Raw genomic sequence first — 14276 nt, 5'->3', positions numbered from 1 at the left:
TTGGCGGGCGATCACAGCGCGACCTGGAACGCATCCTGTAGAATCTGGCGTCCCGCACCCACGATCGAGGATCACTGATGGCGTTTCAGATTGAGCACAAACTGGTGATCGGCGTCGCTTCCAGCGCCCTGTTCGACCTGACCGCGTCGCACCAGGTCTATCTTGACAGCGGACCGGACGAATACCGCAAATACCAGGAAGCGCATCTCGATACCATCCTGGGCAAGGGCGTGGCCTTCCCTTTCATCCGCCGCTTCCTGAACATCAACAAATGCTTTCCGCGCCAAAACCCGGTCGAAGTGGTGCTGTTTTCCCGCAATTCACCCGAAACCGGGCTGCGCGTGATGCGTTCGATCGCCCATTACGACCTGGACATCTCGCGCGCCGCCTTCATGACCGGCAAGTCGCCCTATACCTACCTGCCCGCCTTCAATGCCGCGCTGTTCCTGAGCGCGAACGAGGAAGACGTGCAGAGCGCCATCGCGGCCAATTATCCGGCCGGCCTGGTGCTGCCATCGCTGGTGGACGACGACAGCGACGATATCGAGCTGCGCATCGCCTTCGATTTTGACGGCGTGCTCGCCGATGATGAGTCCGAGACCATCTTCAAGCGCAACAACGACGTCAACGAGTTCCACGCGCACGAAACCAAGCACATGGCCGTGCCGCACCAGCCAGGACCGCTGGCCGACATGTTCCAGAAGCTGGCGCTGATGCAGCGCATGGAAGAGCGCGCGCAAAAGCGCGACCCGAACTACCGCAAAATTTTGCGCATCGCGATCATCACGGCGCGCAACGCGCCCTCGCATGAGCGCGTGGTCACCACGCTCAAGAGCTGGGGCGTGTCGGCCAACGAGACGTTTTTCCTGGGCGGGATGGACAAGGCGCGCGTGCTGTCGGTATTCAAGCCGCACATTTTCTTCGATGACCAGATCACCCACCTGAAATCGTCGCCCGGGGGCACCATCCCGATGGTGCACGTACCGTTCGGGATTGCGAACAGGCGAGCGCCCGCGGCGTAAATACCCGCCGCATAGGGGCCGATGTGATTTTCCCCTCTACGCTATAATGAAAGGCTACCAATCACGCCTTCTCGCCCCGCCGCCTGCATGCCCTTCGATTTAAAAAAGTCCCTCCCCAAGTCCGGCAGCCGCTTCGCGCTGCCGACCCTGTATGGCTCGGCGGACGCCTATGCGCTGGCGGTGGCCGCGCTCGCGCTCAAGGCGAACAAGCAGATGCTGGTCGTGATCGTGGCCAACGCCAGCGACGGCCAGCGCCTGCTCGACGAAATCCCCTGGTTCGCCGAAGAAAAGCTCGCCTGCCACCTGCTGCCGGACTGGGAAACGCTGCCTTACGACGCTTTCTCGCCGCACCAGGACCTGGTCTCCGAGCGTCTGGCCACGCTGTACGAAATCCAGAACGGCCATTGCGACGTGCTGCTCGTTCCGGCTACCACCGCGCTGGTGCGCCTGGCGCCGCCCTCGTTTTTGGCCGGCTACACCTTCTTTTTCAAGCAGGGCGAAAAGCTCGACGAGGCCAAGCTCAAGGCCCAGCTCACGCTGGCCGGCTACACCCATAATTCGCAGGTCATGTCGCCCGGCGAATATTCGGTGCGCGGCGGCCTGATCGACCTGTTCCCGATGGGTTCGGCCCTACCCTACCGGCTCGACCTGTTCGGCGACGAGATCGAAACCATCCGCACGTTTGATGCCGACACCCAGCGCTCGCTCTATCCGGTGCGCGAAGTGCGCCTGCTGCCGGGCCGCGAATTCCCGATGGACGACGCCGCCCGCACCACTTTCCGCAGCCGCTGGCGCGAGCGTTTCGAAGGCGACCCATCGCGCTCGGTGGTGTACAAGGACGTCAGCAGCGGCATCGCCTCGGCCGGTATCGAATACTACCTGCCGCTGTTTTTCGAACAAACCGCCACGCTGTTCGACTACCTGCCGGAAGGCGCCAACATGGCGCTGGTGGGCGACATCGACGCGGCCATCAAGCGCTTCTGGGTCGACACGGAGTCGCGCTACCGCTTCCTGAAAGCTGACCGCGACCGTCCGATTCTCGCGCCCGACGAGATTTTCCTGTCCGACGAAGCGTTTTTCACGCTGGCCAAGCCGCTCGGTCGCTGGACCATCTCCAAGGAAGCCGACCAGCAGCCTTCCGAACTGTCCGCGCCGATTCCCAACATCGCCGTCAACCGCCGCATCGAAGACCCGCTGACCAATCTGCGCGCTTTTTTGCTCCAGAGCGGCAAGCGCGTGATGATCTGCGCCGAATCGAACGGCCGGCGCGAAACGCTGCAGCAGTACTTCAATGAATACCAGCTGGCCCCCAGCCCGGTCGAAGGCTTTGCCGGCTTCATGGCCTCGAACGCCAAACTGGCGCTGGGCGTCGCTCCCTTGCAGGCCGGGTTCGAACTGACCGAAAAAAGCGCCGGCGACATCGTTTTCATCACCGAGACCGAGCTGTATGCCGGTTCCGGCCGGCGCGCCGGCAAAAAGAAGCAGGAAGGCGTCACCCAGGTCGAGTCGATGGTGCGCGACCTGTCGGAACTGAAAATCGGCGACCCGGTCGTTCACATCAACCACGGCATCGGGCGCTACATGGGCCTGACCAGCATGGACCTGGGCGAAGGCGAGACTGAGTTTTTGCACCTCGAATACGCCAAGGACACCAAGCTGTATGTGCCGGTCTCGCAGCTGCACGTCATTTCGCGTTACTCGGGCGCCACGCCCGAAGACGCGCCCTTGCACTCGCTCGGCTCCGGTCAATGGGAAAAGGCCAAGCGCAAGGCCGCCGAACAGGTGCGCGACACCGCCGCCGAACTGCTTAACCTGTACGCGCGCCGCGCGCTGCGCAAGGGCCACGCGTTCGAGTATTCGGCGCACGACTACCAGAACTTCGCCGACAGCTTCGGCTTCGAGGAAACGCCCGACCAGGCCGAGGCGATCAACAACGTCATCAAGGACATGACCGGTGGCAAACCAATGGACCGCCTGGTGTGCGGCGACGTTGGTTTTGGCAAGACCGAAGTTGCGCTGCGCGCCGCCTTCATCGCCGTCATGGGCGGCAAGCAGGTCGCCATCCTCGCGCCAACCACGCTGTTGGCCGAGCAGCACGCGCAAACCTTCGCCGACCGCTTCGCCGACTGGCCGGTGCGCATCGCCGAGCTGTCGCGTTTCAGAACCGGCAAGGAAATCAACACCGCCATCAAGGGCATGGCCGACGGCACGCTCGACATCGTCATCGGCACCCACAAGCTGCTCTCGCCCGACGTCAAGTTCGAGCGGCTGGGCCTGGTCATCATCGACGAAGAACACCGCTTCGGCGTGCGTCAGAAAGAAGCGCTCAAGGCGCTGCGCGCCGAAGTGGACGTGCTGACGCTCACGGCGACCCCGATTCCGCGCACGCTCGGCATGGCCCTGGAAGGCTTGCGCGACTTTTCGATCATCGCCACCGCGCCGCAAAAACGCCTGGCGATCAAGACGTTTGTGCGCAGCGAAGACGGCTCCATCATTCGCGAGGCCTGCCTGCGCGAACTGAAACGCGGCGGCCAGATCTACTTTTTGCACAACGAAGTGGAAACCATCCAGAACCGCATGGCGATGTTGACCGAGCTGCTGCCCGAGGCGCGCATCGGCGTGGCGCACGGCCAGATGCACGAGCGCGACCTTGAAAAGGTCATGCGCGACTTCGTGGCGCAGCGCTACAACATTTTGCTGTGCACGACCATCATTGAAACCGGTATCGACGTGCCGACCGCGAACACCATCATCATGCACCGCGCCGACAAGTTCGGCCTGGCGCAGCTGCACCAGCTGCGTGGTCGCGTGGGCCGTTCGCACCACCAGGCTTACGCCTACCTGCTGGTGACCGATGTCACGGGGCTGACCAAGCAGGCGCAGCGCCGCCTGGACGCGATCCAGCAGATGGAAGAACTGGGCAGCGGCTTTTTCCTGGCGATGCACGACCTTGAAATCCGCGGGGCCGGCGAAGTGCTCGGCGAGAACCAGTCCGGCGAGATGCTTGAAATCGGCTTTCAGCTGTATTCGGACATGCTTAACGCCGCCGTACGCTCACTCAAGGCGGGCAAAGAGCCGGACTTGGCTGCGCCCCTGGCCACCACCACCGAAATCAACCTGCACGTGCCGGCGCTGCTGCCGGCCGACTTCTGCGGCGACGTGCACGAACGGCTGTCGGTCTACAAGCGGCTGGCCAACTGTGCCACCCAGGAAAAAATCGACGACATGCAGGAAGAGCTGATCGACCGCTTCGGCAAGCTGCCCGACCCGGTGCAGGCGCTGATCGAAACGCACCGCCTGCGCGTTGCGGCCAAGGCGGTGGGCATCATCAAAATCGACGCCCACAGCGAAGCGGCCAGCATGCAGTTCATGGTCAACCCGCCGATCGACTCGCTGCGCATCATCACGTTGATTCAGAAAAATCGCCATATCAAGCTGGCCGGCCAGGACAAGCTGAAGATCACCGCCAGCATGCCCGACCTGGCCGCGCGCGTGACGCAGATAAAGCAAACGATCAAATCACTACTGGGCTGACAAAAAAATGAACATGAACCTGGTCTTGCAAGGCCTTGATGCGACTACCGACACGCTCTTGCGCATCGCCGCGCTGGCCAATCCGGCGCGCGTTGTGCATCTGGGCGCACACGCCGTGCGCTGCGAGGAAGTCGCTTACTCCGACATCCTCAAGGCCAATATCGAACTGGCTGCCGACGGAGCATGTCTTGACGCCACCTTCATTGCGCCGGGACGCACGCTGGCCGACTTCAAGCTAGTTGCCATGGACATGGATTCGACGCTGATCACCATCGAGTGCATCGACGAAATCGCCGACATGCAGGGCTTGAAAGCACAGGTATCCGAGATCACCGAAGCTGCAATGCGTGGCGAACTCGATTTTTCCGAAAGCCTCAAGCGCCGCGTGGCGCTGCTCGAAGGGCTCGACGCCGGCGCGCTGGAACGCGTGTACCAGGAACGCCTGGCCATTTCGATGGGCGGCGAAGCGATGCTGGCCGCGGTCAAGGCGGCAGGGCTGAAAACGCTGCTGGTCTCGGGCGGCTTCACCTTTTTTACCGAGCGACTCAAGACACGCCTTGGCCTGGACTACACCCACGCCAACGCCCTTGAAATCATCGACGGCAAGCTGACCGGCCGCGTGACGGGCACCATTGTCGACGCCGATGAAAAAAGACGCACCGTGGAACAGGTCTGCGCCGGCATGGGCATCGCGCCGGCGCAAGCCATCGTCATGGGCGACGGCGCCAATGACCTGAAAATGATGGGCGTCGCCGGCCTGTCGGTGGCGTTTCGCGCCAAGCCGGTGGTGCGCGCCCAGGCCGACGTCGCCCTCAACTACTGCGGCCTGGACGGCTTGCTCGCCATTCTCGGCTGATGCGTCGAATCAAGAAGTGCTCGACCCCATCGAACTGCCGGACGAAGTAGTAAGCGCACGGCTCACCCGCGGCAGCATGTACCGCCGGTCACAAAAACCTCCACCGGGGTCAGTTCCCCCATTGCGACACGGCCTCATCTGTAGCTGCCGTTACAGATGAGACCGTGTCGTAATGGGGGAACTGACCCCGGTCGAGGTTTGGGCAGTTGGTTCGGTTTGTGCCCTGTTGTTATTGGGCGGCGGGATAGTGGACGACGATTTGGCTGCGGATCGTGTCCATCAAGCCCATCAGGGCCAGCGCGCCGTCGTGCAGCATGTGGCAACTTTTGGTTGGCCGCGCGCAGGGAGGGCGTCTCGCCTGCCGCATAGTTAGCGGACAGCGCAAAAGCCGAACGACTGGGTGCCGTTCGGCTGCACCGTAGCGTTGTAGCTCTTGCCGCTCGCCGCGAGCATGGCCCCGCTTTGCGTGTAGTCGGCATTCCACAGGTTGTTCACCCTGCCCTGCACCGTCAACAGCACCTTCCACACGACTGGCACACTGCCGCTGTTCTTGACTGCGACGTCGGCGCAGTAGCCGGCAGCCCAGTCGGACGTGATGCGTAAAGTCGCACTGATGGCGCTGGCCGGTGGGGGCGGTGGCGGTGGCTGTGGCGGTGGCGGTGGCTGTGGCGGTGGCGGTGGCGTCGCGGCCCCATCCCACAGGCGCTTGAGCAGCGCTACCTTGTCCGGCCAGACGGTCTTCCAGTCATCCTGCAATATGCCGCCAGTGTCGCCGCTGTTCGGGTTCCAAGTCCAGTAAAACGAGCTGCCCATGCCGCGCTGCTTCATGTAGGTGACCAGCGCGTCTTGCCATACCTTGTCATTCGGATTGCCGCCGTGGCCATATTTGCCGCCAAATTCTCCGAGCACGACCGGATAAGTGGCGGCGAACTGGCCAAAATGCTGGTCCCAGATGGCCGGCATATTGGCCGGAAAATTGGATGCGCCGAAGTAGCTCTGGTTGTACACGTCCGGCCCGTACACATGGGGCGAGAGCACCAGCTTGTTGCGCGCAATATTGAGCGCCTTGCACTTGAGCGGTTCCAGGTTTTCACCCCAAAACACGGGCGTGTTGGCGCTGCAGACCGGGTTGGCCGCCACGCCCTCCACAAACACTAGCAGGTTCGGATTGGCCGCCAGGATGCGCGCCGCGGCACGCTCGGCCGCCAAATTCCAGTCGCGCGTGGCGTCGCCCGTGCCCCAGCTTGCGCCGTAAGGCTCGTTTTTGAGATCGATGCCGATCAGGTTTTTCAGGCCTGCGTATTTGCGGGCCAAAAATTCAAGATCGGTCAGCCACTGCGCCTCGCTGTAGGTCGAGGTGTACCACAGCGGAGAAATGGCATTGCAGTCGGGCCGGTGATGGTCGAGCAAGATGTACATGCCGCGCCGGTCCACCTCGGTCAGGAACAGATCGAGGAACTGGCGCGTGTTCATCCCCACCAGTTCGGGGTTGAACCTGGCGTCGAAATTCGGTTTGCCATCGCCGCGAAACGCCGCCGGGCACAGGGGAAGGCGCAGCGCGTTAAAGCCGGTTGCCTGGATCTGGTCGAGCATGTCGCGCCAGTTGCGCGCCCACAGGCCGTGCACCGCGCCGTCGTAGGTTTCAAAGCCGAACCAGTTCACGCCGCGCAACACCACTTCCTTGCCGCTGGTGTCGAGCAGTTTGCTGCCGCTCACGCTATGCGCTTGGCCCGATCCGCTCGCGCCAAACGCCAGCAAGACCACGCCAAGCGTGGCCAGCCTGCGACCTGTTGTAGTTGTCTTCATATTAACTCCCCTGTGATTGCCTGAAAAATCGTCAGGCGCGATTTACAGCGCGGCCGGCAGCTCGGGATAGCGCAGCACAGCGACCAGCGTCGCCCCGGTGGCCGTACGAATGATCGACTGGTAACGGGCGCTGGCCTCGCCATAACGCGCACGCGCGGCAGAAAGCGCGACTTCGTCGCGCACCAGGCTCTCGCGCAACGCGTCCAGCGCGCCCGCCCCGCCGTGCTCACCGGCGGCCAGCATATGCAGCGCGCCGGTCAGCTCCCCTTGCTGCTGCTTGTAATGGTTGATGCGCTGTGCGTCATACAAGACGCTGTCGTCGGCGCGCACCGCCCTGGCCCTGGCCAGCGAACTGCGTGCCGGCGCCGCGTCAATGGTGCGCTCGGCGTCAAGCGCGGCACTGGCGGCCTCGATGCGCGAGGCGTGGATCCGCACGATGTCGTGCCAGGCAGCTTCGCTATCAGCCCGAGCGCGCACCAGTTCACGCGCCGGCGCAATCGCGCCCGCCAGCGCCATCATTGCAGCGACCAGCACCGCACTCAAGGCGATTTTTTTGTACTGATGCATAGCTTCCTTCCGTGGGTCCAATTGCGGCGCCGCTGGCCCGCAGCCTGCGGCGCCGCCGGTTCTATTTTACGACGATGGTGCAGTTGCGCCCATTCCAGGCCAGCGCAGTGGGCAGCGGTTTGGCGCCGCTGTAGCCAATCTGCATGCCAAAGTTGACGCTGCCATTGGCTGGTACCGTGCCGTTGTACGACATCGGCGTGGCCACGAATGCACGACCCGATTTAGCCAGCATCGCATTCCACGAATTGGACAGCGTGACGTCGTTCGACTCGGTCCAGCTGACCGACCAGCCATTGATCGGCGCGCTGCCGGTGTTGCGCAGCGTGACGGACGGAACCTGGCCATTACCCCAGTCGCTGGCCGTGTTGAACTCGACCGCGCAGCCGGCTGCGGCAACCACGTCCTTGTCCACCTCGGTGGCAAGCACGGTAAGCGCGGCGGCGTTCGGGGCCGTCACCGTAAAGCTGGCGCTGCCGTTGATGCTGTCGGCGTCCACTGCGGCGGCCAGCGTCACGTTCTGGTCCAGGTTCCAATTCGCGGGCGTGAACGTGAGTGTGGCGCCCCCCGCCACGCCCAGATCAACGTCGCCGCCCACCCGCGCCACCGACACGCTGATGTTGGCCGCAGGGGCGGTGGCCAGGCGCACCCGGAAGCTGCGCGAGGCGCCTTCGGGCACGGCCAGCGGTGCACCGCTGACCACCAGCGTCACCGGCGCCACGACGTCACTGTCAGCCTCCACTGCCGCCACGCTGACACCGGTATGGCCGGGCGCGCCGAAGTTGAAACTGGCGCTGCCGTTGACCTGGTCGGCGTCCGGCGCGGCGCTGATCGCCACGTTCTGGGCGACGTTGTAGTCGGCCGGCGTGAAGACCAGGCTGGCGCTGGCGGTGGCCAGGTCCGCGTCGCCGCCGGCCGCCTTGGCTACCGACACCGTCACGTTGGCCGCCGGCGCTTTGGACAGCGTGATGCCAACTGCGGCGCTGCCGCCTTCGGGCACCGTGAGCGCAGCGGCACTGGCCAGCACCGACGGCGAGTCGACGCCGCCGATCAGGTTGGCGTAGTCGGCCATCGCCATTGCAATGTCGGCCTGCGCCCAGAACCGGTGGTAGCGCCATTTGGGCGCCGCGCCGCCGTCCAGGTAAGCCTTGAGCGCCGGCCACTGCGGGTCTTGCAGGTACTTGGGCCGCATGCTCAGGAAGGTGGCACTTGCATCGATCGTCGCGCCCTGGCCGTTGGTCCCGCTCCAGCCGGGCGGAATATACACGCCCGAGCCGGTGGCCGGGTTGTAGGCTTCCGTAAAGCGCTTGTAGTCGCCCCGCGTTTCCTCCACCGACAGGCCCTGCGCATCCTGGTGCCTGGCCCACATGCGGTCCAGCAGTTCCCTGGCCAGTGTTTTGGCGCTGCTGCTGTTTGATTTGGCCGCGTAGTAGATCAGCGTGCGCGCATAGGCCGCAGCCACGCCCACGTCGTCGGTCTTGTCGGTGACGCTCACGCGCAGGCCGGCATTGCCGCCCGGAGCGGCGGCGTTCCAGGTGTCGGGCTGGCCGCTCCACGCCAGCGTGTTGGGAATCGCATAGCCGCCGTCGGCCAGCAGCGCCGTGTTGGCCGCGGCCCACGCCACCCACTTGTCGAGCACCGTCTTGGCGCGCGCGTCGCCGGTCGCATAGTAGTACTCGGCCACGCGCTGCATGGACCACGCCTGGAAGCCGAACCAGGTGTTCGACGCCGGGTCATGGTAGACCGGTTTTTCGTCGTAGTACATGCCGTAGAAGCTGGCCGTACCCGGCGGCGGGGCCAGGTAGTCGCCGCCGTAGCTGTTGGTGGCCCCGCCGGCGATGGCCCCGTCGGCCGACTGCAGCCAGCGGTACAGCTCCAGCTGGCGGCCCAGGCTTTTGCCCCAGTCGCCGGCGCCCGTGGGCGAAAGTGGCTTGAACTCCGCCTGGCTCGACAAGACCCAGGCAGCCAGCGGATTCTGGTAGCCGAAGTGATTGTGGCTGGAACCGATACGCCATGCCCAGCCGGCGTTGGGATCGGTGGCGCCGCCCCAGGCGTAGTACCAGCTCATCAGGTAATGCTGGTTGTCGCGCAGGCCCTGCGCGTTGGTGGCCCCGCTGCCGCCCGGGCAGCCATATTTGTCGATGCAGTTGCCGACTTTTTTGAAGTACTTGTCGAACATCGCGTAGCGCAGATAGTCGCCCATCTTGGCCGCTTTCTTGACCAGCTCGGCCACGTCCGCGCTCTTGCCCTGCGCTTTGGCCCACACCGATGCCCAGTACACCGCCTGCACCGCGCGCGCGTCGGCGTCGGGCGCATTGGTGTAGCGCCACTGCTTGGCGTAGCTCGCGTCGCCGATGAACAGGCCAAGAAAGCCCTGGCTGGCGCCGTTCTTGCCCCACTTGAAGGTCTCGCAGGAGGGGTGCGGCACGGTTTCCCACACCGATTCCTGCGCGCCGCGCTGGAACGTGTTGATATACGCGGGTTTGCTCACGCCGTCGCCGCAGCGTCCGTACCCGTACCAGTTGTCGACGTCGACCAGCCAGTGCATGCCGTAGATGTTGCGGGTGCCGTAGGTGGCTTGCAATTCGTTGGCGATGGGGTCGGTGCCGACCGGCACGCCGCTTGCCAGCGGCGCCGGATAGCTCGATGGCAGATTGTATTCGGCCGCGTAGGTGGCAGGCTTGGCCGGATTGTAGAAGCTGTTGGTGGGCTGGTCGGCCTGCGTCGGGATAATGAAAGCTTCCATATTGGCCCATGCCGCATTGAGCGGCGCCCAGTCGCCGGTGGCGCGGCCGTATTGGGCTTCCAGCCAGAGCCAGAAGCTGTAGGCCTCGGACGTGGTTTCGTGGCCGTAGTCGGGCGCCTCGACCATCAGCGTTTCGATCGAATGGTAGGGCACGCCCTGCGCACTGAAGTAACCATTGGCCGGGTTCTTGATTTTTTGGTATTGGGCCAGAAAACGCTTGTTGTATTCCGCGTCTGGCGCTGCGTGTGCCGGCGCCATGAACGGCATGGCGAGCGCGGCGGCCGTACCGGCCGTCACCGACAACACTTTCAGGTTGCGCAAGGCACTATGCACGATGCGCGCACCCGTCGATGGTGCCGGTGGCGACGCGGCGGCATTGCAGTGTACGTTGTTGGTCGAGTTATTCACTATTCGTCTCCTACGAATATGGGCTTTCGGAACGGCCGCAGGATGCGGACGCCAACTTGGGCCGGCTGCTCTTTCACTACGCAGAACAATGCCAGCGAGGAGTATCACCGGGCGACGCGTCCGTCGCGCGGTATCACAGCGTTTTACTATTTACCGACTTATGAAATCGTTTTCATTGCATCTCGAAAAAAAACGGCGTTGACTTTTGCCGTGGTGTGCATTTTTGTGCAAAAAATGACGATAAAATGGCGTAATTCAGTCGTTCTCGTCAAGTTGAAAACATGCCGAATTGTGTCGCGCTGATTCAAGGTTAGCTTTTTGAAAGCTTTCATGTCAATCCAGATTGCATAGATTTCCGCGCAAATTGGAGGAAAGTTTTTCACTGATACCGAATCGGATAAGAGATCATCGCGAAAGCAAACCGGGCACGGATCGGTGTCGAGTTGGAAGCGCTTCTATAGAGGTGCAAATTTGGCGGCGCGCGCAGTTCCTGTCTACATTTCTTTGCGCATGCGCGTAAGCGCCACTGTGACGCCGCCCGACAAGGCCAGCGTGATGTGCTCAGTAGGCACAAACCCATGACGCGCGTAAAGCGGCACACCCGGCATGGTCGACACCAGTTCGAGCGCTTTGAAGCCAGCTTTGGCGGCGGCGCTGGTGCAGTGCTGCAGCAGCATGGTGCCGAGACCGCGCCGCGCCATCCTGGGATCAACAAAGAAGGCGCGGATGCGGGCCGGCTCGGTGGCGGGATCGAGCGCCCGATCATTGCCGCTTTTTGCCTGGTCGCCGCCGAAATCGGTCGCACGGGCACTCCAGCCGCCGCAGGCGACGAGCACGCCGTTGTCTTCAACTACGTGGTAGGTGCCGTCGGCAACGAGCGCACTGTCGACGCCGAACACGTCGCGGGTGATGGCGGCAGCCTGCTCGTCGGTATAAAACCCGACCGACAGGCCCACGCCGGAAGCGCGAATCAGTGCGTTCAATTCGGTTTTTTCCGCTTCTTGCGCAAGTCGAAGGGTATACATGTTTTTTCCGCTGATCGATTTTTACGGTACAGCGACACCGGCGCCGTAACTGCTTTGCGCGTCGTTGTAACAGGCTGTAAATGGCCCCTGATACGGGCTACAATTATTTTATAGTGTTCGTCTGATAGTGGAGGATTGCGCGATGAGAAAATTACTTGTGGTTGCCCTGGCTACTGCCCTGGCCGGTTGTGCAGAGATGCCGCAGCAACAAGGCTACGGCACCAACGCCTATGCGCAGCCGCGCGACCCGTTACAGTGGCGCGTGGTGTCGGTGACACCAGTGCCTGTGGGAACTGCAGCCAAGGTGGCCGCCAAGTCGCCGGACGGCAAACCGGTCGAATATTCATCGACGACAGTGCCGCGCCCCGTCTATAGCAGCGCGCCGATCTTCAGCCAGACGCCCGTGTACAGCCAGGCGCCGGTGTACGGTTCAGCCCCAGTCTACTACCCCGCTCCCGTGTACGCGCCGCAGCCATCGTATTACTGGCCGCCGGTGAGCTTAAGCCTGGGCTTTGTCTTCGGCCAACACTGGGGCCGGGGCTACGGTGGCGGGCATTTTCGCGGTGGGCATTTCCGCGGCGGCCACCGCTGACCAGCCGTTGCGCCTTTGCGGGTCTGAACCCCGCCTTTAGCGCCGCTGAACGTCCAGCGCATTGGGCACGGCGGCCCGCGAGGCGGTATTGTCAAAAATAAGCCACACTGTTCGTCCTGCGGCCACATGGTCATCCATGTCGCGCGCCAGTTGCGCAAGGTATGCAGGCTCGTAGGACGAGTAATAAATCCGCGGCGAACCGTGCAGCCGAGCACAGATGGTCGCGCTGGTTGGCACATGCGCGCCCGGTTGCCCCTTGGCCGGATCGGCGATCACCCGCGTGACGCCGCGCTCCTGCAGCAGTGCCGTGGCATCCGCCTCAAACCACGCCGCATTGCGCGCCTCACAGGCAATCGTGCATCCGAATGTGTCTTGCAGGCGCAAGAAAAAATCCTGTACCACGCCGGCATCGAACTCTCGTTTGGGCGGCAACTGGACCAGCACGCAACCGAGCTTGTCGCCGAGCGCCCCCGCCTCGCGCGCGAACTGGGCCAGCGGTTCGTCGATGCCGACCAGTTTTGCATCATGCGTGATCGAACGCGGCAATTTGACGGAGAAGCGGAAATCATCCGGCACGCTGGCCGCCCAGCGCTCGTAGGTTTTAACCTGGTGCGGGCGATAAAACGATGAATTGATCTCCGCCGCCCCAAGAACGGCAGCGTAACGCTGCAGGTGGCTGCCCTCGGCTGGAAAGGCAGCGACGGCGTCGCGCGGAATGGTCCAGCCCGCGCAACCGACCAGCACCCGCCCCGCCCCGTTGTTTTGTTCAGTGCGTTCTGTCATAGGCGCCGAGTCTACCAGCGTAGCGCGCGCTACCGGAACACGGTACAAACCGCGCGCGTCATACAATGTCGATATCATAACGACCAACGCCGGAGTAGCGCATGACCGAACCAGTCCATATCGTCTGTCCCCACTGCGACGCGGTCAACCGCGTGGGGCAGGAGCGCCTGGGCGACGCGCCCGTGTGCGGCAAGTGCACGCGCGAGCTATTCCTGGGTAAACCGATCGACGTCACGAGCGCGCGTTTTAGCAAGCACATCGAGCGCAACGACATTTTGGTGCTGGTCGATTTCTGGGCCGCCTGGTGCGGGCCGTGCAAGATGATGGCGCCGGCCTTCCACCAGGCCGCGCAGCGGCTCGAACCCGCCTTCCGCTTGCTCAAGGTCGATACCGAGAACGTGCAAGACGTCGCCGCCCGTTTCAATATCCGCAGCATCCCGACCCTTGCGCTGTTTCGCAACGGGCATGAAGTGGCGCGCCAGGCCGGCGCCATGGATGCCGGTTCCATCGTCAACTGGGCCCAGGCGCAAGCCGGTGCCCGCTGATTAACATCACCATTCAGGAACAATCATGACCCAAGAATTGATACTCGACAGTAAGCTCGAAGGCGAAAAAAACATGGCACGCGTGCTGTACATCGTGCACGCACTGACCTTCTTCTTTTCACTGGGACTGCTGTCGATCATCCCCATCATCATCAACTACAGCAAACGGCCAGCCACGCAGGGCACGCTGGTCTACAGCCACCATACCTGGATGATCCATTCATTCTGGTGGTTCGTCATCTGGATGGCGGTCGGCGGCGTGCTGTTCATCACCATCATCGGCATCCCGCTGGCGTACGCCGTGTGGGGCGTGGTGTGGCTGTGGAAGGCTTACCGGCTGATCCGCGGGTTCCTCGCCCTTAGCGCAAACGAGCCGGTGCCTGCCTGAAGCAGCG

General features: G+C 63.1%; 11 protein-coding genes. 6 read left to right on the top strand and 5 right to left on the bottom strand.

Annotated features, from left to right (window positions below; genetic code table 11):
- Positions 1–77: 77 nt before the first annotated feature.
- From ACP7BV_RS15065 to serB, 3 genes are all read left to right on the top strand, one after another.
- On the top strand, positions 78–1022 hold the full coding sequence (locus ACP7BV_RS15065; protein ID WP_426104921.1) for a 5'-nucleotidase: 945 nt from the start codon (positions 78–80) through the stop codon (positions 1020–1022).
- An 87-nt stretch (positions 1023–1109) separates the two neighbouring features.
- Positions 1110–4556 (top strand): transcription-repair coupling factor, encoded by a 3447-nt coding sequence (gene mfd / locus ACP7BV_RS15060; protein ID WP_426104919.1) that lies wholly within the window; start codon positions 1110–1112, stop codon positions 4554–4556.
- Positions 4557–4569: 13 nt separating this feature from the next.
- Positions 4570–5412: a phosphoserine phosphatase SerB gene (gene serB, locus ACP7BV_RS15055; RefSeq protein WP_426104958.1), complete on the top strand. Its 843-nt coding sequence runs from the start codon at positions 4570–4572 to the stop codon at positions 5410–5412.
- A gap of 369 nt (positions 5413–5781) precedes the next feature.
- Here serB and ACP7BV_RS15050 read toward each other — a convergent pair whose 3' ends face one another.
- From ACP7BV_RS15050 to ACP7BV_RS15035, 4 genes are all read right to left on the bottom strand, one after another.
- A complete protein-coding gene (locus tag ACP7BV_RS15050; RefSeq protein WP_426104918.1) occupies positions 5782–7218 on the bottom strand; it encodes a cellulase family glycosylhydrolase in 1437 nt (478 codons plus the stop codon).
- A gap of 42 nt (positions 7219–7260) precedes the next feature.
- Positions 7261–7785: a hypothetical protein gene (locus ACP7BV_RS15045; RefSeq protein WP_426104917.1), complete on the bottom strand. Its 525-nt coding sequence runs from the start codon at positions 7783–7785 to the stop codon at positions 7261–7263.
- Positions 7786–7846: 61 nt separating this feature from the next.
- Positions 7847–10936 (bottom strand): glycoside hydrolase family 48 protein, encoded by a 3090-nt coding sequence (locus tag ACP7BV_RS15040; protein WP_426104916.1) that lies wholly within the window; start codon positions 10934–10936, stop codon positions 7847–7849.
- A 494-nt stretch (positions 10937–11430) separates the two neighbouring features.
- Positions 11431–11961, bottom strand: a complete 531-nt coding sequence (locus ACP7BV_RS15035; RefSeq protein ID WP_426104914.1) for a GNAT family N-acetyltransferase — start codon at positions 11959–11961, stop codon at positions 11431–11433.
- 142 nt (positions 11962–12103) lie between these two features.
- Between ACP7BV_RS15035 and ACP7BV_RS15030 the strand changes: the two genes are divergently transcribed.
- On the top strand, positions 12104–12553 hold the full coding sequence (locus ACP7BV_RS15030) for a hypothetical protein (protein ID WP_426104913.1): 450 nt from the start codon (positions 12104–12106) through the stop codon (positions 12551–12553).
- Between the two features lie 36 nt (positions 12554–12589).
- On the opposite strand, the gene ACP7BV_RS15025 is transcribed toward ACP7BV_RS15030, so the two are convergent.
- Positions 12590–13336: a DUF72 domain-containing protein gene (locus tag ACP7BV_RS15025; protein ID WP_426104912.1), complete on the bottom strand. Its 747-nt coding sequence runs from the start codon at positions 13334–13336 to the stop codon at positions 12590–12592.
- A gap of 101 nt (positions 13337–13437) precedes the next feature.
- On the opposite strand from ACP7BV_RS15025, the gene trxC reads away from it, so the two are divergent.
- Both trxC and ACP7BV_RS15015 read left to right on the top strand, forming a co-directional pair.
- A complete protein-coding gene (gene trxC / locus ACP7BV_RS15020) occupies positions 13438–13881 on the top strand; it encodes a thioredoxin TrxC (protein WP_426104910.1) in 444 nt (147 codons plus the stop codon).
- Between the two features lie 25 nt (positions 13882–13906).
- Positions 13907–14269, top strand: a complete 363-nt coding sequence (locus ACP7BV_RS15015; protein WP_426104908.1) for a DUF4870 family protein — start codon at positions 13907–13909, stop codon at positions 14267–14269.
- The last annotated feature ends 7 nt before the right edge of the window (positions 14270–14276 follow it).

Origin of the sequence: Massilia sp. TSP1-1-2, from assembly GCF_049896185.1 — a bacterium.
Classification (GTDB): Bacteria; Pseudomonadota; Gammaproteobacteria; order Burkholderiales; family Burkholderiaceae_D; genus Telluria_A.
Note: the sequence above shows the minus strand (reverse complement) of the source record. Positions and strands in the feature narration are given on the sequence as shown.